Origin of the sequence: Paractinoplanes tereljensis, from assembly GCF_016862435.1 — a bacterium.
Taxonomy (GTDB): domain Bacteria; phylum Actinomycetota; class Actinomycetes; order Mycobacteriales; family Micromonosporaceae; genus Actinoplanes; species Actinoplanes tereljensis.
This window is the reverse complement of sequence record NZ_BOMY01000048.1, coordinates 98,916-115,712: the sequence shown is the minus strand read 5'-3', so window position 1 is coordinate 115,712 and position 16,797 is coordinate 98,916. Positions and strand designations below refer to the sequence as shown.

The window sequence follows — 16,797 nt, the reverse complement described above, 5'->3', positions numbered from 1 at the left end:
GGTAGCCGCCAGAGGCGGACGGGACCCGTGTTCACGCACGTGCATGGCTGGTCCGGCACAATAAGGACCGAGGTGAAGCCGATCATGGACGGAGTGCTCGTGACCGCGGTGCTCCCGTTGGGGGCGTTCGCGCTGCTCACGGCGGCCAACGCGTTTTTTGTGGCGGCCGAGTTCGGGTTGGTCACGGTCGACCGGGCCGAGATCGGCAAGCGGGCCCGGGAGGGTGACCGTCGAGCCCGAACGGTCCAGCACGTACTCCATGGGTTGTCTTTTCAGCTCTCCGGTACTCAGCTCGGCATCACTCTGGCCACGATCTTGACCGGTTACCTGGCCGAGCCGGCTCTCTCCAAGCTTTTCGATCCGTTGGTCGAGCCGATCGCCGGCGAAGCCACCGAGGGCGTCACCCACGCGCTCGCCCTGATCGTGGCGACCCTGCTCTCGATGCTCTTCGGCGAGCTGGTGCCGAAGAACGCGGCACTCGCCCGGCCGATGCGGGTCGCGCTGGCCACCGCGGCCCCACTGCGTACCTTCTCCAAGATTTTCCGCTGGTTGATCGCCGGCCTGAACGGCTCGGCCAACTGGCTGGTCCGGCGGATCGGCATCGAGCCGCAGGAGGAGCTGGCCAGCGCCCGCTCCCCGGAGGAGTTGGGTCTGCTCGCCGCGATCAGCGCCCGGGCCGGCGCGCTGCCGAACGAGACGGCCACCCTGATGCGGCGCACGATCCGGTTCGGGGAGAAACGGGCGGCCAAGGCGATGACGCCCCGGGTCGACGTGGTCGGCCTCAAGACCACGGCGAGCGTCGCCGACCTGATCGCGGTGGCCCGGGAGACCGGGCACACCCGCTTCCCGGTCTACGAGAACACCATCGACGTGGTCACGGGGGTGGTCGGGGTGCCGGACGCACTCGGGGTGCCACTCGAGCGACGGGCCGCGACGCGGGTCGCGACGATCGCCAAGGAGCCGGTGTGGGTGCCGGAGAGCCTCAGCCTCGACAAGGTGCTCGCGGTCCTCCGCGCGGCCGACGCCGACCTGGCGATCGTGGTGGACGAGTACGGCGGCACCGACGGCGTGGTCACCGTCGAGGACCTGATCGAGGAGTTGGTCGGGGAGATCACCGATGAGTACGACACCGAGGTCGACGAGGCCGGGACGCTGGAGCTGACCGCACCGGGCGGCGAGAAGACGTTCCTGGTCGACGGCCTGTTGCGGGAAGACGAGTTGATGGAACAGACCGGGTTCGCGCTGCCCGAGGGGCCGTACGAAACGCTTGCCGGTTTTCTGCTCTCCCGGCTCGGCCACATCCCGGTGGTGGGTGAGTCTCTGATGGACCACGGCTGGGAGTTCACCGTCATGGAGGTCGACCGGCATCGGGTCGAGCAGGTCCGGGTCGTGGCGCCGGCGGAGCCCGCCGATGATTAAGATCCTGGTCACGATCCTGCTGCTGCTCGGCAACGGGCTTTTCGTGGGTGGCGAGTTCTCGCTGATCGCCTCCCGGCGGACGGCGCTGGAACCGCTTGCCGCCACCAGCAAACGGGCCCGCTGGGCCCTCTCGGCGATGAACCAGATCCCGTTGATGATCGCGGGCGCGCAACTCGGCATCACCATCTGCTCGCTCGGTCTCGGCGCGCTCGCCGAGCCGGCCCTGGCCCACCTGCTGGAGGGTCCGTTCACCTCGATCGGCCTGCCCGAGGACATGATCCACCCGGTCGCGTTCGTGCTGGCCCTGGTCGTGGTGGTCTTCCTGCACACGGTGGTCGGCGAGATGGTGCCGAAGAACATCACGCTGGCCGGGCCGGAGCAGTCCGCGCTCTATCTGGGCCCGTTCATGCTGGCCTTCTGCACGGCCACCAAACCGCTGCTCAACGCGATGCGCTGGGCGTCGCGGACGGTGTTGAAGCTGTGGAAGATCGAGGCGACCGACTCGGTGAAGACCGTCTTCACGGCCGAGGAGCTGGCCGGCATGGTCACCCAGGCACGCAGCGAGGGCCTGCTCGGCTCGGAACAGTACGCGCGCATCCACGCCGCTCTCGGGCTTAACGACCGCACCGCCGCCGACACGCTGCGGCCCTGGTCGGGGGTGACCACGGTGGCCGACGACGCGTCGCCGGCCACCATCGAAGAGGTGGCCACCCGCAGCGGGCGGTCCCGCTTCCCGGTGGTTCAGCGGGAAACCCGCCGGGTGCTGGGCTTCGTGCACGTCAAGGACATCCTGGGGTACGCGGCGGGACAGCGCCGGCTACCGATCCCGGCCGACATCATCCGGCCGCTGGCCACCGTCCCGCCCACCCGCACGCTCGCCGATCTGCTGCTGGCGATGCGCCGCGACCGCCTGCACATCGTGCTGGTCAGCGACGGCCGGCAGCCGCTCGGCGTGCTCACCCTGGACGACGTGATCCACGCCGTGGTCGGCGAGCCGGCCCACCCACTGCCGACCGCTTAGCGGGCGGCGACGCCCTTGGCTTCCTGGATGCGGGCGTAGACGTGCGTGCGCAACTCGACGAAACGGGCCTCGGAGCGGGTCTTGAGTTGGTCGCGTTCGTCGGACAGATCGATGTCGAGGTTTTCCAGCACGCTGGTCGGTGACGCGGACAGCACCACGACCCGCTGACCCAGATAGACAGCCTCGTCGATGTCGTGGGTGACGAACAGCATGGTCATGCCGAACCGCTGCCACACCGTACGGACGAGGTCTTCCAGGTCGGCTCGAGTCTGCGCGTCGACGGCCGCGAACGGCTCGTCCATCAGCATGACCTTGGGCTGGAAGGCGATCGCCCGGGCGATCGCGACGCGCTGCTGCATGCCGCCGGAGAGCTGCCACGGGTACGCCTTACCGGCGTCCCCGAGACCCACCGCGCTCAGCGACTCGTCGACCAGCTTGCGGCGCTCGGCCCGGCCGATGCCCTTGGACTTCAGCGGCAGCTCGATGTTCTCGGCGACCCGTAGCCAGGGGAACAGGCTCCGCCCGTACTCCTGGAAGACGATCGCCAAGCCGTCCGGCGGACCGGTGACCGTTTGTCCCGCGACCTTGACCTCGCCGGAGGTCGGCGTGAGCAGGCCGCCGAGGCAGCGCAGCAGGGTGGTCTTGCCGCAGCCGGACGGGCCGACGACGCAGACGAACTGGCCGTCCTCGACGGTCAGCGTGATGTCGCGAAGCGCCTCGACCGTGCGGCCCTGGCCGCCGTATGTCTTGCGGAGTGACTTGATCTCCAGCACCGTAGAACTCCTCAATGCCCGCTGCGCTCGGCGGCGCGCGCGCCGTGGTACCAGTTCAGGACTCGCCGCTCGACGAGGGTGAAGGCCAGCGACAGCAGCACGCCGAGCAGGCCCAGGACGAACACACCGCTCCACATCTCGGGGATCTGGAAGCCGCGCTGGAACTCGACGACGGTGTAGCCGAGGCCGTTGGTGGCGCCGAGCAGTTCGCCGATAACCATCATGATGATGCTGATGGACAGTGCCTGGCGAGCGCCGACCACGATCTGCGGACTGGCCGCCCGCAGGATGAAGGTGCGCAACCGGAGCCAGCCGCCGATGCGGTAACTGCGGCAGGTGTCGGAGAGAACCTCGTCGACGCCGCGCACGCCCTCCACCGTGTTGAGCAGCACCGGCCAGACCCCGCCGATCACGATGACCAGCACCTTGGTCGGGTTGCCGATGCCGGCGATCAGAATCAGGATCGGCACCAGCACCGGCGGCGGGATGGCCCGGAGGAACTCCAGCAGCGGCTCGACCAGCGCGCGCAGCCGGCGGTTGGCGCCGATCAGCACGCCGAGGGTGATGCCGAGCAGCACGGCCAGGCTGTAACCGATGAACAGCCGGATCAGGCTGGGGAAGACGTCGCTCTTGAACCGCGCGCCGGTCCAGGTGTCCGGGAAGACCTTGATGATGGTTTCCAGCGGGGGCTGGTAGAAGCTCTTGCTGCCGGCACTCGCGAACCACCAGGTGACCAGCAGGACCACCGGAAGGCCGAGCAGCAGGCCGGTGCGGCTCAAAACGCGGGTCATAGCGGGAGTTCCCTTCGCACCGACGGGTGCCAGGCCAGCACCAGGCGCTCGGCTCGGCGGGTGGCCAGGTTGGCGATCAGGCCGATGAGACCGGACACGACGATCAGCGCATACATCGACGGCACCGCGATGCTGCTCTGCGCCACGGCGATCTCTTCGCCGATGCCTTTCGTGCCGCCGATCAGGAGCTCACCGGTGATGGTGAGGACCAGCGCCACCGAGGCGGCGAGGCGGATGCCGGTCATCGCATAGGGCAGCGTGGTCGGCCAAACCAGGTAGCGCGCCTGCCGCCAGCGGTTGAGCCGGTAGGAGGCGGCGGTCTCCCGGGCGACCGGGTCGACGTCGGTCACCCCGTGCAGCACCTGGATCAGCACCTGCCAGAAGGACGCGTAGACGACAAGCAGCAGGATCGACCGGATCGGCGCGCTGAACAGCACGATCGCCAGCGGCAGCAGCGCCACCGACGGGATCGGGCGGAGGAACTCGATGGTGGACGCGGTGGCGAGCCGCAGCGCCGGTACCGAGCCGATCACGATGCCGAGCACGATGCCGGCCACGACCGCGATGGAGAGACCGATCAGCCAGGTCGAGACCGTACCGATCACGGCCTGCCAGAAACCACCGCGGCCGAGCTCGTCGATCAGGGCCGCGATGATCTTGCTGGTGGGCGGGAAATACTCCTCTTTGAGTACGCCTACCCGCGGGAGTATCTCCAGGAGCGCTCCGAAGCCGACGATCCCGAGCAGCCCGAGCAGGGCCGGAGAGTCTCCGGCCCTGCGCAGGGTGAGTGGTGACGTCGTCACTGGACCAGTTTCGCCGTGTCGGCCGGGGCCGTGAGCAGGCCTTCCTGGACGAGAATGCTGCTCAGCGTGTCGAGCGACGCCTTGTCGATCTCGGTCGAGTACCCCGGGAGGGTCATCGCCGCGGCGGCCTCCGCCTTGATCGTCGTGTAGGTGGTGACGATCTGCCGCACCTCGTCGGGGTGGGCGGCGGCGTAGGTCAGCGACTCCTTCATGGCGGCGGTGAAGCGCTTGGCCAGGTCGGCCTTCTCACCGAGCAGCTGAGTCGAGGTGAAGTAGGCCGAGATCTGCAGGTTGGGGCTGACGGCGGCGAACGAGCCGATCGTCTTCCAGCCCTTGGCCTTGGCCGCGGCCAGGAACGGCTCGACCACGAAGATCGCCTGCACCCGGTTGGCGTCGAGCGCGGCCGACATGTCGGGGAACGGGATCTCGACGAACTTGACCTTCGACGGGTCGCCGCCGTCCTTGCGGACGAGGTCCTTCACCGAGGTGTCCACAATGTTCTTCAGGGTGTTGCTGGCGACCGTCTTGCCCTCGAGGTCCTTCGGGCGGGTGATCGCCGGGTCCTTGACGACCAGGCCGCTGAAGTCCTTGGCCGGGTCGGCGGTGGCGTTGTTGCCGTTGGCGACCGCCTTGATCGGCACGTTCTTGGACTGGCCGAGCATCAGCGAGACCACGTTGCTGAAACCGAACTGGTACTGCCCGCTGACCACGGCCGGCACGATCGCCGCGCCACCCTGGGCCTGCTCCAGCGTGAGGTCGATGTTCTGCTTCGTGAAGAAGCCCTTGGCTTTACCGAGGTAGATCGGTGCCACGTCAACGATCGGGATGACCCCGACCTTGACCTTGTCGGGACCGCTGGCCGCGGTGCCGGTGTCGGAAGAATCGTCGGAGCCGCCGCAGCCGGCCGCGCTTGCGACCAGGGCAGTAACGGCAAACAACGCGATGAGTCGTGTTCTCAGCATGGTTCTCAGCAACCTCTACGTCATTGGAACCGGACCGGATGTTTCCGTTGGTCGGAATTGACTGGTACTGAGCGCGAGGACGAAGGATCTACAGTTACGTAGACCTATGTCCCGTCCCGAAGGCGCAGTGTGTCCCGAGCCACTTGCAGGAACGCTAGAGCCTCGGTTACAGGATTGTCAACGATTTTGCCCCGCGTTAGCAGAGCTGTTGCAAAGCGCCAGATGGCAGGCGTCATCGACCCTAGAACAGATTGTTAACAATCATGCCGACAGGTCGCGGAGCCAGTCTCGGCTGGCCCTCGTGACACGGGGCGGCACCCCCAGGTCGCCGAGCAGGCGCTCGGCCGCCTCCATCTCGTGGATACGGCGTACGGCGTGCGTCTTCGAGCCGCTGAGCAGGCGTTCCAGGGTCGCCGCGTCCGCCTTGACCAGCTCTTCGGTGATGTTCCCGCGCAGCCAGTCGGACAGGCCGGCGGCGTCGGCCGCGGCGGTTGCCTCCAGCACGGCCGCGGCCAGTCCCTTGTAGAACACGCTGCGCAGCAGTTTGCGGGTGGCGGCCGCGCCGACCGGGCCGTCCAGCACGGTGACCCGCGCTCCGAACGGGGTGATCGCCTCGGCGAAGGCGGCAGCGGCCGGGCCGCTCGCGGTCATCGGGACGCGCAGGCCGTGACCGGGCACCGGGGCCATCATCGCCACGTCGACCAGCCGGAGGTCGCCGGCCGGCCCGACCAGGGCTTCCTTCTCGCCCGGCGAAGCGGTGTTGAGGTCGGCCCAGATCGTGCCCGGCTCGCAGCCGGGCCGGCCTTCGGCCAGCGCAAACGGGGCATCGGCGGCGCTGTTGAGGCTGAGCACCAGGTCGGCGCCGGCACAGGCCTCGGCGGCGCTCGGCAAATCGGTCACTCCCGGCGGTGCGGCCACCCGAGGGTCGTATCCGCGAACGTCCGCGCCGGCCGCCGCCAGGTCGGCCGAGATCAGGCCGCCGGCCTCGCCGAGTCCGAGCACCGCGATCCTCATCGCGCCTCCCCTGCGTCCATGTCGCGGAGTGCCTCGATGACGCTGGCGATGTGGGCCCGCATCGCGTCCTCGGCGGCCTTCGCGTCCCGTAACCGGATCGCCTCGATGATCCGCTCGTGCTGGGGCAGCGAGATCGCCGGCCGGCCGGGGTGCAGCGACAGCACGAACTGATGCCGCACCAGCTGGCCGCGCAGCGTCTCGATGATCCCGTCCGCGGTGCTGTGCCCGGCGATGCCGCGGATCAGGCCGTGCAGCCGCGAGTTCAGGTCGCTGTAGCGGCGGAACTCGCCGGCGCTGACCGCACGCCGCATCAGCAGCCCGATCTCGTCGAGCTCGCTGGCCTGCGCTTCGGTCACCCTGGCCGCCGCCCGCGCCGCGACCAGGCCCTCGAGCACCATGCGTACCTCGGTGATCTCGACGGCCTCGTCGATCGACACCTTGCGGACGTGCGCGCCCTTGTTGCGTTCGACCTTGACCAGGCCGTCGGCGGCGAGTTCCTGGATGGCCGCCCGCACGTTGAACCGGCTCACCCCGAGCCGCTCGCACAACTGGGCCTCGACCAGGCGCTCGCCCGGAAGGTATTCACCTTCGAGGATGGCGATGCGCAGTTTGTCGGTCGCGATGGTCTGGTCGGACATGCTTCCCCTAAGCGGCGAGCCGCGGGTAGACCCGGCGGGCATTGTGCTCGAAGACCCGAGCGCGATCTTCGTCCGACAAGCCCAACGCCTCGACGTAGCGGCGGGTGTCGTCGAAGTAGTGACCGGTGGTCGGGTCGATGCCGCGCACCGCGCCCACCATCTCCGAGCCGAACATCAGGTTGTCCAGGTCGATGACCTCGAACAACAGGTTGATGCCGGGCTGGTGGTAGACGCAGGTGTCGAAGAAGACGTTGCGCATGACGCTCTCGGCCAGCGGCGGCCGGTCCAGCATGTCGGCCAGCCCGCGGAAGCGACCCCAGTGATAAGGCACCGCGCCGCCGCCGTGCGGGATGATCATCCGCAGGTCGGGGAAGTCCTTGAACAGATCCGACTGCAGGAACTGCATGAACGCGGCGGTGTCGGCGTTCAGGTAGGCCGAGCCGGTGGCGTGGAAGTTCGGGTTGGTCACCGCCGACACGTGCACCATGGCCGGCACGTCCAGCTCGACCATCGCCTCGTAGAACGGGTACCAGCTGCGGTCGGTCAGCGGCGCCGAGTTCCAGTGGCCGCCGCTCGGGTCGGGATTCAAATTACAACCCACAAAACCGAGTTCGAGTACGCAGCGGCGCAGCTCGCCGATCGAGTTGGCGATCGGCACTCCCGGCGATTGCGGGAGCTGGCAGACCCCGGCGAAGTTGTCCGGGAAGAGCTGGGTGACCCGGTAGATCAGGTCGTTGCAGGCTTCCGCCCACTGCCGGCTGGTCGTCTCGTCGCCCTCGTGGTGGGCCATCGCCGAGGCCCGCGGCGAGAAGATGGTGAGGTCGACGCCCCGCTCACGCATCAACCGCAGCTGGCTGCCCTCGATCGACTCCCGGATCTCGTCATCGGAGATCACCGGATAGGCCGGCGCAGTCTCACTGGAGAGCTGAGCCTTCCGCCAGGCCGTGTGCGCTGCCGGCACGGTCGTGTAGTGCCCGTGGCAGTCGATGATCACAGGTGCGCCCCTTCGACGGGTGGAGTGCCATGGGTGTGGAACGAGTCGATCGTCTTGAGGCCCCAGGCCTGACCGCGAGCCCGCTCGGCCTCGGTCCAGTTCACCGGCTGCCAATCGGGGGCGATCACCAGGCGGGCGCCGGCGTTGCACAACTCGATGCGGTTGCCGCCCGGCTCGTACACGTACAGGAAGAAGGTTTGTTGAATGGCGTGTTTGTGCGGGCCGGTCTCGATGAAGACGCCCTGCTCGAGGGCGATGTCGGCGGCCTTGAGGATGTCCTCGCGGGTGTCCGTGGCGAACGCGATGTGGTGCAGCCGGCCGTTGGTGCCGGTGCGGTCCCGGGTGTAGACGGCGTCGTAGCCCTTGTTGGTGAACGTGGTCCAGCTGCCCGCGACGCTGCCGTCGTTCAGCACGATCTGCTCGGTCACCCGCGCACCGAGGGTGTCGCGCAGGTAGTCGCGGTTGGCCTCGACGTCGACACCCAGGTAGTTGATGTGATCGAGGCGGCGCACGCTGACCCCGCGGGCCGGAAAGGCCTGGGCCTGGTTCTTCAGGGCCGGCTTCAACTCGGGCGGAGCTTGGTACCAGCTGCTCTCGTAGTAGAGACCGAGCTCGTGGCCGTCCGGGTCGGTGAAGACGTAGGTCGGGCCGTAGCCGGGATCGCCGTCCTGCCAGCCGATGCCGCGCCCGGTCGCCGCGATCGCCTTGACCCGTGTGTCGAGTGCCTCGGGCGAGGCGGCGCGGAGATAGGTGCGGCCGACCCCCGAGGTCGCGTGCGCGGTGAGCTTGATGGTGACGTTCTCGTAGTCGTCCCAGGCCCGCAGGAAAACCGAGTCGCCGGCCTCGCCGTTCGGGGTCAGGCCGAGATAGTTCGTGAAGAACGCGACGCTCTCGTCGAGGACGGGGGTGCGGATCTCAATGTGCGCCAGATGCGCGATCTCATGCAGCACTACTTCTCCCGGGGGAATGCGACACCGTCGAAGAGCTTGCGGGCAGTACGCACCACGCCGGACCGGACCACCGCGCCGCCGTCCACGACCACGTCCACCAGCAGGTGTCCGGTCGGGTGCTCGACGTCGATCCGGGAGGTCGGCCAGTCGGTGGTGAGCTCGTGCCCGACCGCGCCGGGCAGCAGCATGCCGGTGACCACGCTGATCGCGGCCAGCACGCCGACCGAGGTGTGCGGCTGCACCGGGATGAACGACCGGGTCGACAGCTGACCGCCGTCCCGGGGCGGCGCCAGCAGGACGGTCTTGGGCACCGAGGTGCCGGCCGGGTCGCCGAGGCCCATCAGCTGGCCGGCCTTGCGGCGGAAGGCGTCGATCCGGTCCAGCAGCGGCTGATCTTTACTTAATTCCACGTGCGATTCGTACCCGGTCAGGCCGAACGACTCGGCCAGCGCGAGGACCACCGGCATGCCGTTGTCGACGCAGGTCACGTCGATGCCGTCGATCGTGTCGCGGACCTGACCGGTCGGCAGCAGGCTGCCGGTCGCCGAGCCCTCGGTGTCGGTGAAACCGAGGATCACCGGGGACGCGGTGCCGGGCACCCCGGAGATGGCGACGCCGCCCCGGTATTCGACGCGACCCTGGGGGGTGGCGAAGGTAGCGACGGCGACACTGTCCGAATTGACCATTCGGATCCGTACGGACGTCTCGTCCCCGGAAACCGGCACCAGGCCGCGTTCGACCGCGAACGGGCCGACCCCGGCCAGGATGTTTCCGCAGTTCTGCCGGTCGCTGACGGTCGGCTCGTCGACGCCGAGCTGCAGAAACAGGTAGTCGATGTCGGCGCTCGGGTGCTCCGATCGGGAGATCACGGCGACCTTGCTGGTCAGCGAGGTGGAACCGCCCAGCCCGTCGATCTGGCGTGGATCGGGCGTGCCCATCAGGCGCAGCAGCAGATCGTCGCGCTCTTCTACTCCGGCGGGCAGATCGGCGGCCTCGAAGAACAGGCCGCGCGAGGTGCCGCCACGCAGCATCATGCATCGAACGCCGGTGCTGTCGTAATCAGTCACCTTTGACGTACTCCTCATAGGAGACGTACTCGATGCCCAGCTCCGGCAGCCGCTGGCGCAGGCCGTAGCGGTCAAGACCGAGCTCGCCCGCGGCGAACGCGGCCCGGGTCGCCGCCTCCTTGTCGAGGCGGGCCTTCGCGGCGGTCAGCGCGCGCGGCACGTCGGCGCGAGGCACCAGGGTGACGCCGTCGTCGTCGCCGAGAATCACATCACCCGGGTGGATGGTCTGGCCGCCGAGCACGATCGGCACGTTCACCGCGCCGGCGGTCGCCTTCACCGAACCCTGCGCGCTGATCGCGCGAGACCACACCGGAAAACCCATTTCCCGAAGATCAGCCACATCGCGTACGCCGCTGGCCAGCACCGCGCCCCGGACTCCGCGTTGCCGTAGCGCCCCGGCGAAAAGCTCGCCGAACAGGCCGTCGGTGGACGGCGAGTTGGTCGCCACCACCAGCACGTCGCCGGGCCGGCACTGCTCGACCGCCACGTGGATCATCAGGTTGTCGCCGGGCCAGCAGACCACCGTCACCGCGGTGCCGCCCATCTTGGCGCCGGTCCAGGCCGGGCGGAACTCGGGGCCGAGATAGCCGACCCGGCCGAGGGCTTCGTGCACGGTGGCCACGCCGTATTCGCCCAGGGTCTCGGCCGAATTGATGTCCGCTCGCGGCGGATCGGTGACTACGACGGTCCTCATGCCGGCCTCCCCTTGGCTCTGCCCGCGGACCTCAGCCTAGGGCGCGGAGGCAGATTGTCAACAATCGAGGTGACAGGGTTCTGGAGTCGTTCCAGATGTCTGTCGGCCTTCATAATGATTGTTGACAATCATGGCCGCTATCTTGTCCTCAGGATGCGTCGCCTTCGAGTTAACTCGTTCGGGCGCTTTGTGCCGCGAACGGGGAGTGGATTCGGCGTCTGCGTCGACAATCCGGACAATATCCGCATGTTTCGCATCAGGTGGTGGCTCGCTCTGCCGGGCGCGCTGCTTCTCTCCGCCGGGTTGGTCCTCGCTCACCATGACTCGCTGGCCGCGCGCTCGACCGCGCTGCGGATCCCGCCGCCGGTCGGTGGCGTCCTCCCGAGCGCTCCGCCGTTTCCCGAGCCGGTGTCACCCCGGATCGGGATCGCCACGGCTCCGGTCAACGTCCGCTACTCGTTCGACGGCGGCATCGACAAGCCGATCACCGATGCGGAGGGCGGGCGGGAACTGCGACCCCTGGCCGAGAACGGGGGCGCGCTGAGACTCGTACCCCAAGGGTTGGGGTTGGCCGTTGCCTATCCGGACCGATGCACCCTGGCCAGCGAGGAGAATTGCCCGCGGGCAATTCTCGAAGGCTTTCGGGACGACAGCCTCAACCCAGGGACAAGGCCGATGGAGTACGGCGCTTCCGTGCTGATGACACGCGGGGACCTGGCCGATGGGGCGAACGTGGTGCAGAAGGGCTACTCGGTCGGCGGGGTCAGCCAGTACAAACTGCAGGTCGACCACCGACTGGGCCACCCGAGCTGCGTGATCGTCGGGCGGCGGGGCGGCATCTATCGGGCCGAGCCGTGGCTCGACGTCGCCGACGGGCGCTGGCACAGCCTGACCTGCACGCGGGCCGAGGGGCGGCTGACCATGTCGGTCGACGGCCAGCCGCGGGCGTCGGTGCGGGTGCCGGGCCGGGTCGCGATCGCCAATGCCGAGCCGTTGCGGATCGGCGGAAAAGGGCCGGCCGAGGGCAACGACCAGTTCGCCGGCGAGATCGACAACGTCTTCGTCAGCATCAGCGGTTGACCTGGACTACCCCGTTCGGGGCTAGATGTGGGTCAAAATGGACTAAACGGGTATAACGGTGCCATGAATCTGCAGAGTATTGCAGCGCGGCGGTTCGCAGCAGTCGCGCTGACGATGGTCTCCACGGCCGGGTTGGCGGTCCAGGCTTCCCCCGCCATGGCCGCCTCCCACCGGCCGTGCGCGGTCGAGAAGCACTTCAACCTCGCCGGGGTGGAGAAGGTCGGCACCGCGACGGCCACCATCGGTGCCGACGGGGTCAAGCTGACCACCTCGCGGACGGTCGACACCGACAAGGTGTCGTGGAAGAGCAAGTTCCTTCTTCCGGTGCCGGCCGACTCGGTCAACGAGATGAACTACGAGACGGTGAAGCTCGACAGCTACGTCGACGACACCAACCAGACTGTCAACAACGCCGCTCTTCCGTCGTACCACATCTACGTGCGGACCCGGGCCGGCGCCGAAGCCACGCTGATCTACGAGCCCTACTACAACCTGCCGGCGAACCCGCAGCGCAATGTCCGCACCGAGTGGGACGTGACGACCGGCAAGCTCTGGACGTCGGCCACCACGCTCACCGGCGTCACCGGTATCGGCGGCGGCAGTTACGCGACCAACAAGACACTTGCCCAGATCATCGCCACCAACCCGGGGCTGGCCGTCACCGGCATCGGCTGGGGCCTTGGCACCTACAACCGCGGCGTCGTGGCCATCATGGACGACCAGCGCTTCGCCACCAAGCTGACCTGCACCGATCACCAGTGGTCGACCGGCTTCAGCACCGGCATCTTCTGGCCGGGCTGGCTGTTCTGACGTAATTTGCCCGGAGGGTCGCCCTGCCCTCCGGGCATTTCACAGCTGACTGATCCGGACCATGTTGCCGGCCGGGTCGCGGAAGGCACAGTCGCGGACGCCGTACGGCTGGTCCATCGGTTCCTGAACCACCTCGGCGCCGGTTGCCTGGATGCGGTCGAACGTGCCGGACAGATCCTCGGTGGCCAGCACGATGCCCGCGTAGCTGCCCTTCGCCATCATCTCGGCGATCGTGCGCCGCTCGGCGTCGGTGATGCCCGGGTCGGCGGCCGGCGGGTTCAGCACGATCGAGGTCTGCGGCTGATCCTTCGGACCGATCGTGATCCAGCGCATGTCGCCGTAGCCGACATCGTTGCGCACCTCGAAACCGAGCGCGTCGCGATAGAAGGCCAGCGACCTCTCCGGGTCGTCGGCCGGCAGGAACGTCTGGTGGATGCGAATGCTCATGCTGGTCACGTTAGGTGCCGCGAAGCCGGACTGCTTCTCGATTCCTGACCGGGCGGGTCACCTGCTTGGCGACGCAGGCCGGGATGCCGGCCGCGTCCTCGGCGGCCAGCCGGCGGTAGACGCTCGGTGACATGCCGACGAGCTCGGAAAAACGCGTGCTGAAGGTGCCCAGCGACGAACAACCCACGGTGAAACAGACGTCGGTGACCGACAGGTCACCGCGGCGCAGCAGGGCCATGGCCCGCTCGATCCGGCGGGTCATCAGATAGCTGTACGGAGATTCGCCGTAGGCGGCCCGGAACTCCCGGCTCAGATGTCCCGCCGACATGTGCACGCCACGGGCGAGCGCCTCCACGTCCAGCGGTTGCGCGTAGTCCCGGTCGATCCGGTCGCGCACCCGGCGCAGCAGCGCGAGCTCCTTGAGCCGCGCGTCGGTTCTGCCAGTCACGCCCTACAGCCTGCCCTGTCCGCGGTGCCGCTGCCCAGCCCTTCGTTTAGCCTCTTGGTGTGACGACGATCGGTGCGCTGCGTGCGGTGGTTCTCGACGCACCCGACATCCGGCGGCTGGCCGACTTCTATCTCGCCCTCGGCGGATGGACCGAGCGGCACGCCGACGACGACTGGATCGCGCTGGGGACCGACGACGGGTGGAAGATTGCCGTCCAGCTCAGCCCCGATCATGTGGCGCCGCGGTGGCCCGATCCGGCGTACCCCCAGCAGGCGCACCTCGACCTGCGCGTGCCCGACCTGGCTTTTTATCTGGCGAAGGCGGTCGAACTCGGCGCCGAGCCGCTGCGCGAGAACGAGTCCTGGTACACGCTTGCCGATCCGGCCGGGCATCCGTTTGACCTGTGCCGGTCCGCGGACCCTTACCTGAGCGTGATGCTCGACTGCCCTGATGCCAAACAGCTGAGCGCGTTCTACGCGGAACTCCTCGGCAAGCCCGTCACCTACGAGGGCGACGGCATGGCGATGATCGGCGAACAGGCGACCCAGCCGCTCATGTTCCAGCAGGTCACCGACTACGTGGCGCCGCGCTGGCCGGACCCGGCGTACCCGCAGCAGTTCCACCTCGACGTCACGGTCGACGACATCGAGGCGGCCGAGGCGGCGGCGCTGAAGCTCGGCGCCACCGCGCTGCCGTTCGACGGCGACAACTGGCGGGTCTACACCGACCCGGCCGGCAAGCCGTTCTGCCTCTGCTGGGACTAATTAACCTGCATGCGTTCGGAGAGTGCCCGCAGCTCGGTGCCGCCGGCCTGGCGGCGGGACCGCTCGAGCAGAACCCGGATGGCCTCCGCGAGCTCGACCGAGGTGCGCACGTGCTGCGGCGCGATCCGCTCGGCGACCAGCAGGAAGCGGATAGCCTCCCGGTCCTGCCCGCCGATCCGGGTCAGGGCGCGGGCGGTGTCGGCGTAGTAGAAGACCTGCCGTACGCCGGCCGGGATCGCCGCCGGATCGGTCCGCCGGGCGATCTCCACCACCAGCGCCGGATCGCCGTCGTCGACCTCGATGCTCATCCGCCAGATGTCCACATTGGTGGGACCGAAGAACAGACCCATCGTGTTGGTCTCGCCGGTGCGGCGGGCCAGCGTGGCCGCCTCGGTCAGCCAGTCGCGGCTGTCGTCGAGCCGACGGCGGCACCGACTGGCCAGCGCGGCCGTCAGGTGTAGCTGGCCGAGAACCTCCGGCCCGCCCGGCCGGCCCAGGTGTCGGCCCAGATCACCGGCGGCCCGCTCGGCGAGCGTCTGTCCCCGTTGATACGACCCGCAGGCGATGGCCGCGCCGGCCAGGGCGTACGCCGCGTATCCCCGCAGCAGCGGGTCATCGGCCGCATCGGCCGCGTCGCGGCAGCGTTCCGCGGCCAGCCAGGCATCCGAGGGATGGCCGAGGCTGCGCAGCACCGAGGAGGCGATGTGGGTCGCGTCGCAGAGCAGCCGCAGGGCTTCCGGGTGATCCGGCCCGGCCGTCTCGGTGTGCAGGTCACGCAGCAGATCCGGAAGCAGCCGAGCCGCTCCGGCGTAGTCGCAGGCGGCATGTAGGGTGTCGGCGAGCGCGACGGTGCGGCCGAGCTCGGCCACCGGCGGAGCGTCCCCGGCCGGCGGTTCGGTCAGGTCGATGTCGATCAGGGCCCGACGCAGCCCAAGCACCGCGGCGTGCGCCGCCGCGGTGGCCCGGTCCGGCGCCGGCACGCCGGTCCCAGCCAGGTCCGAGGGCGCACACTCGAGCGCACCGGCGATATCGGCCAGCATGAACCGGTTGTCGGCCGCCTGAAGCCCCCGTTCAATCCGACTCCAGGTGGCATGCGAAACCCCAGCCCGGCTGGCCGCAAACCGAACACTCCACCCCCGAAGCAGCCGCCGAGCCCGAATCCGCTCCCCAACCACCGGGTCAGCGCTCCGTCGTGGACTCATCCCCAGACGCTAACCCCGCCACCCCAAGCCGTGGTCCATCCCTGTACCACCACGGCTTGGCAAGGTCCTCAACCCTGCTTTTGGGCATCGTGAACAGGCGAAGGCCCGGAGCATCATGTTTGCTCCGGGCCTTCCCCTCGACCACGAGCCGGTGTCGGCCGACTGCGCTATCACCCGAACCATACCGCTCCCGCTACTTACACGTCCATAGACGTCTACACAGGTACAACGACGGCTGGGGGCGTGATTGGTCGTCTAATGTCCGAATTATGATCGATCCAGAAGGCATGCTGCCGGTGTATGTGCAGGTAGCAGACGTAATCGCCGCCCGAATCGAGCGCGGTGACTTGGTGCCCAACCGGCCGATCCCCAGCGAAACCGCGCTGGTCCAAGAGTTCGGAGTCGCCCGCGGCACCGCCCGCCACGCCGTCGAGGTTCTCCGCGAGCGCGGCCTGGTCGCAACCATCCCCGGGCGAGGAACGTTCGTACTTCCTCCGAAGTGAGGGCAAGGCTGAACAGCCCGCCCGACCAGCACGGGCAAAACCTCACGCGGTTGATCACCACGTCTCCCTGGTTCCCCAGACGGGGACATCTATGGCTGGCTGGCACGGACGCTCGAACGGCCATAGCCTGTCGGCCGTGCCTGAGCATGCTGAACTCACCACCCAAGAGGCGGCCGAGCTTCTGAATGTGTCAACGCCCTATCTAGTCGACCTCCTGGACTCTGGTGAGATCGAGTTCCGCAAGGTCGGTGCGCATCAACGGGTGATGGCCGATTCACTGCTGGAGTACAAGAATCGGGATGACCTGAATCGCCGCACAGCGGCTGACGAGCTAGGACAACTGGCGCAGGACACGGATCCAAACTGACACCGCGACCGTGGGGTCTGATGGCTCGAGGAAGCCGGACCCCTCGCTGA

At 68.3% G+C, this 16,797-nt stretch carries 20 protein-coding genes; 7 read left to right on the top strand and 13 right to left on the bottom strand.

Translation table 11 applies throughout. The annotated features are described in order from the left end of the window. The first annotated feature begins 84 nt into the window (after positions 1-84). Complete coding sequence (locus tag Ate02nite_RS37815; RefSeq protein ID WP_203812713.1) at positions 85-1,419, top strand: hemolysin family protein; 1,335 nt, start codon at positions 85-87, stop codon at positions 1,417-1,419. Next, positions 1,412-2,440: a hemolysin family protein gene (locus Ate02nite_RS37810; RefSeq protein WP_203812712.1), complete on the top strand. Its 1,029-nt coding sequence runs from the start codon at positions 1,412-1,414 to the stop codon at positions 2,438-2,440. The genes Ate02nite_RS37815 and Ate02nite_RS37810 overlap by 8 nt, the downstream gene beginning before the upstream one ends. On the opposite strand, the gene Ate02nite_RS37805 is transcribed toward Ate02nite_RS37810, so the two are convergent. The 10 genes from Ate02nite_RS37805 to Ate02nite_RS37760 all read right to left on the bottom strand — a co-directional run bounded on the left by Ate02nite_RS37805 (position 2,437) and on the right by Ate02nite_RS37760 (position 11,126). Then, positions 2,437-3,213 (bottom strand): ABC transporter ATP-binding protein, encoded by a 777-nt coding sequence (locus Ate02nite_RS37805; protein WP_203812711.1) that lies wholly within the window; start codon positions 3,211-3,213, stop codon positions 2,437-2,439. The two genes, Ate02nite_RS37810 and Ate02nite_RS37805, sit on opposite strands and share 4 nt — an antisense overlap. An 11-nt stretch (positions 3,214-3,224) precedes the next feature. Then, positions 3,225-4,004, bottom strand: coding sequence for an ABC transporter permease (locus Ate02nite_RS37800; RefSeq protein WP_203812710.1), 780 nt, complete (start codon positions 4,002-4,004; stop codon positions 3,225-3,227). Further along, positions 4,001-4,807: an ABC transporter permease gene (locus tag Ate02nite_RS37795; RefSeq protein WP_203812709.1), complete on the bottom strand. Its 807-nt coding sequence runs from the start codon at positions 4,805-4,807 to the stop codon at positions 4,001-4,003. Before Ate02nite_RS37795 ends, Ate02nite_RS37800 begins: the two co-directional genes overlap by 4 nt. Then, a complete protein-coding gene (locus Ate02nite_RS37790) occupies positions 4,804-5,769 on the bottom strand; it encodes an ABC transporter substrate-binding protein (protein WP_239147997.1) in 966 nt (321 codons plus the stop codon). Before Ate02nite_RS37790 ends, Ate02nite_RS37795 begins: the two co-directional genes overlap by 4 nt. 261 nt (positions 5,770-6,030) lie before the next feature. Continuing rightward, positions 6,031-6,783 (bottom strand): DUF1932 domain-containing protein, encoded by a 753-nt coding sequence (locus tag Ate02nite_RS37785; RefSeq protein WP_203812708.1) that lies wholly within the window; start codon positions 6,781-6,783, stop codon positions 6,031-6,033. Beyond that, the gene (locus tag Ate02nite_RS37780) at positions 6,780-7,421 is read right to left on the bottom strand and encodes a GntR family transcriptional regulator (protein WP_203812707.1); all 642 of its coding nucleotides are present in this window, start codon (positions 7,419-7,421) and stop codon (positions 6,780-6,782) included. Before Ate02nite_RS37780 ends, Ate02nite_RS37785 begins: the two co-directional genes overlap by 4 nt. Before the next feature lie 7 nt (positions 7,422-7,428). Continuing rightward, complete coding sequence (locus Ate02nite_RS37775) at positions 7,429-8,415, bottom strand: amidohydrolase family protein (protein ID WP_203812706.1); 987 nt, start codon at positions 8,413-8,415, stop codon at positions 7,429-7,431. After that, positions 8,412-9,365, bottom strand: a complete 954-nt coding sequence (locus tag Ate02nite_RS37770; RefSeq protein ID WP_203812705.1) for a VOC family protein — start codon at positions 9,363-9,365, stop codon at positions 8,412-8,414. Before Ate02nite_RS37770 ends, Ate02nite_RS37775 begins: the two co-directional genes overlap by 4 nt. Beyond that, complete coding sequence (locus Ate02nite_RS37765; RefSeq protein WP_239147996.1) at positions 9,365-10,432, bottom strand: 4-oxalomesaconate tautomerase; 1,068 nt, start codon at positions 10,430-10,432, stop codon at positions 9,365-9,367. Before Ate02nite_RS37765 ends, Ate02nite_RS37770 begins: the two co-directional genes overlap by 1 nt. After that, positions 10,425-11,126: a 4-carboxy-4-hydroxy-2-oxoadipate aldolase/oxaloacetate decarboxylase gene (locus Ate02nite_RS37760; RefSeq protein WP_203812704.1), complete on the bottom strand. Its 702-nt coding sequence runs from the start codon at positions 11,124-11,126 to the stop codon at positions 10,425-10,427. The genes Ate02nite_RS37765 and Ate02nite_RS37760 overlap by 8 nt, the downstream gene beginning before the upstream one ends. Positions 11,127-11,372: 246 nt before the next feature. Between Ate02nite_RS37760 and Ate02nite_RS37755 the strand changes: the two genes are divergently transcribed. Next, entirely contained in the window at positions 11,373-12,206 is an 834-nt protein-coding gene (locus Ate02nite_RS37755) for a LamG-like jellyroll fold domain-containing protein (protein ID WP_203812703.1), read from the top strand. Between the two features lie 63 nt (positions 12,207-12,269). Beyond that, positions 12,270-13,016, top strand: a complete 747-nt coding sequence (locus Ate02nite_RS37750) for a hypothetical protein (protein WP_203812702.1) — start codon at positions 12,270-12,272, stop codon at positions 13,014-13,016. A 39-nt stretch (positions 13,017-13,055) separates the two neighbouring features. Here the strand turns inward: Ate02nite_RS37750 and Ate02nite_RS37745 are convergent, their stop codons facing one another. Next, the gene (locus Ate02nite_RS37745; protein ID WP_203812701.1) at positions 13,056-13,463 is read right to left on the bottom strand and encodes a VOC family protein; all 408 of its coding nucleotides are present in this window, start codon (positions 13,461-13,463) and stop codon (positions 13,056-13,058) included. Between the two features lie 10 nt (positions 13,464-13,473). Beyond that, entirely contained in the window at positions 13,474-13,911 is a 438-nt protein-coding gene (locus Ate02nite_RS37740) for a helix-turn-helix transcriptional regulator (protein ID WP_203812700.1), read from the bottom strand. A gap of 59 nt (positions 13,912-13,970) precedes the next feature. Between Ate02nite_RS37740 and Ate02nite_RS37735 the strand changes: the two genes are divergently transcribed. Beyond that, a complete protein-coding gene (locus Ate02nite_RS37735; RefSeq protein ID WP_203812699.1) occupies positions 13,971-14,675 on the top strand; it encodes a VOC family protein in 705 nt (234 codons plus the stop codon). On the opposite strand, the gene Ate02nite_RS37730 is transcribed toward Ate02nite_RS37735, so the two are convergent. Next, a complete protein-coding gene (locus Ate02nite_RS37730) occupies positions 14,672-15,877 on the bottom strand; it encodes a helix-turn-helix domain-containing protein (RefSeq protein ID WP_203812698.1) in 1,206 nt (401 codons plus the stop codon). The genes Ate02nite_RS37735 and Ate02nite_RS37730 overlap by 4 nt on opposite strands. Positions 15,878-16,146: 269 nt before the next feature. Here Ate02nite_RS37730 and Ate02nite_RS37725 point away from each other — a divergent pair, with 269 nt between their 5' ends. Beyond that, on the top strand, positions 16,147-16,380 hold the full coding sequence (locus Ate02nite_RS37725) for a GntR family transcriptional regulator (protein WP_203812697.1): 234 nt from the start codon (positions 16,147-16,149) through the stop codon (positions 16,378-16,380). Between the two features lie 136 nt (positions 16,381-16,516). Further along, positions 16,517-16,747: an excisionase family DNA-binding protein gene (locus Ate02nite_RS37720; RefSeq protein ID WP_239147995.1), complete on the top strand. Its 231-nt coding sequence runs from the start codon at positions 16,517-16,519 to the stop codon at positions 16,745-16,747. The last annotated feature ends 50 nt before the right edge of the window (positions 16,748-16,797 follow it).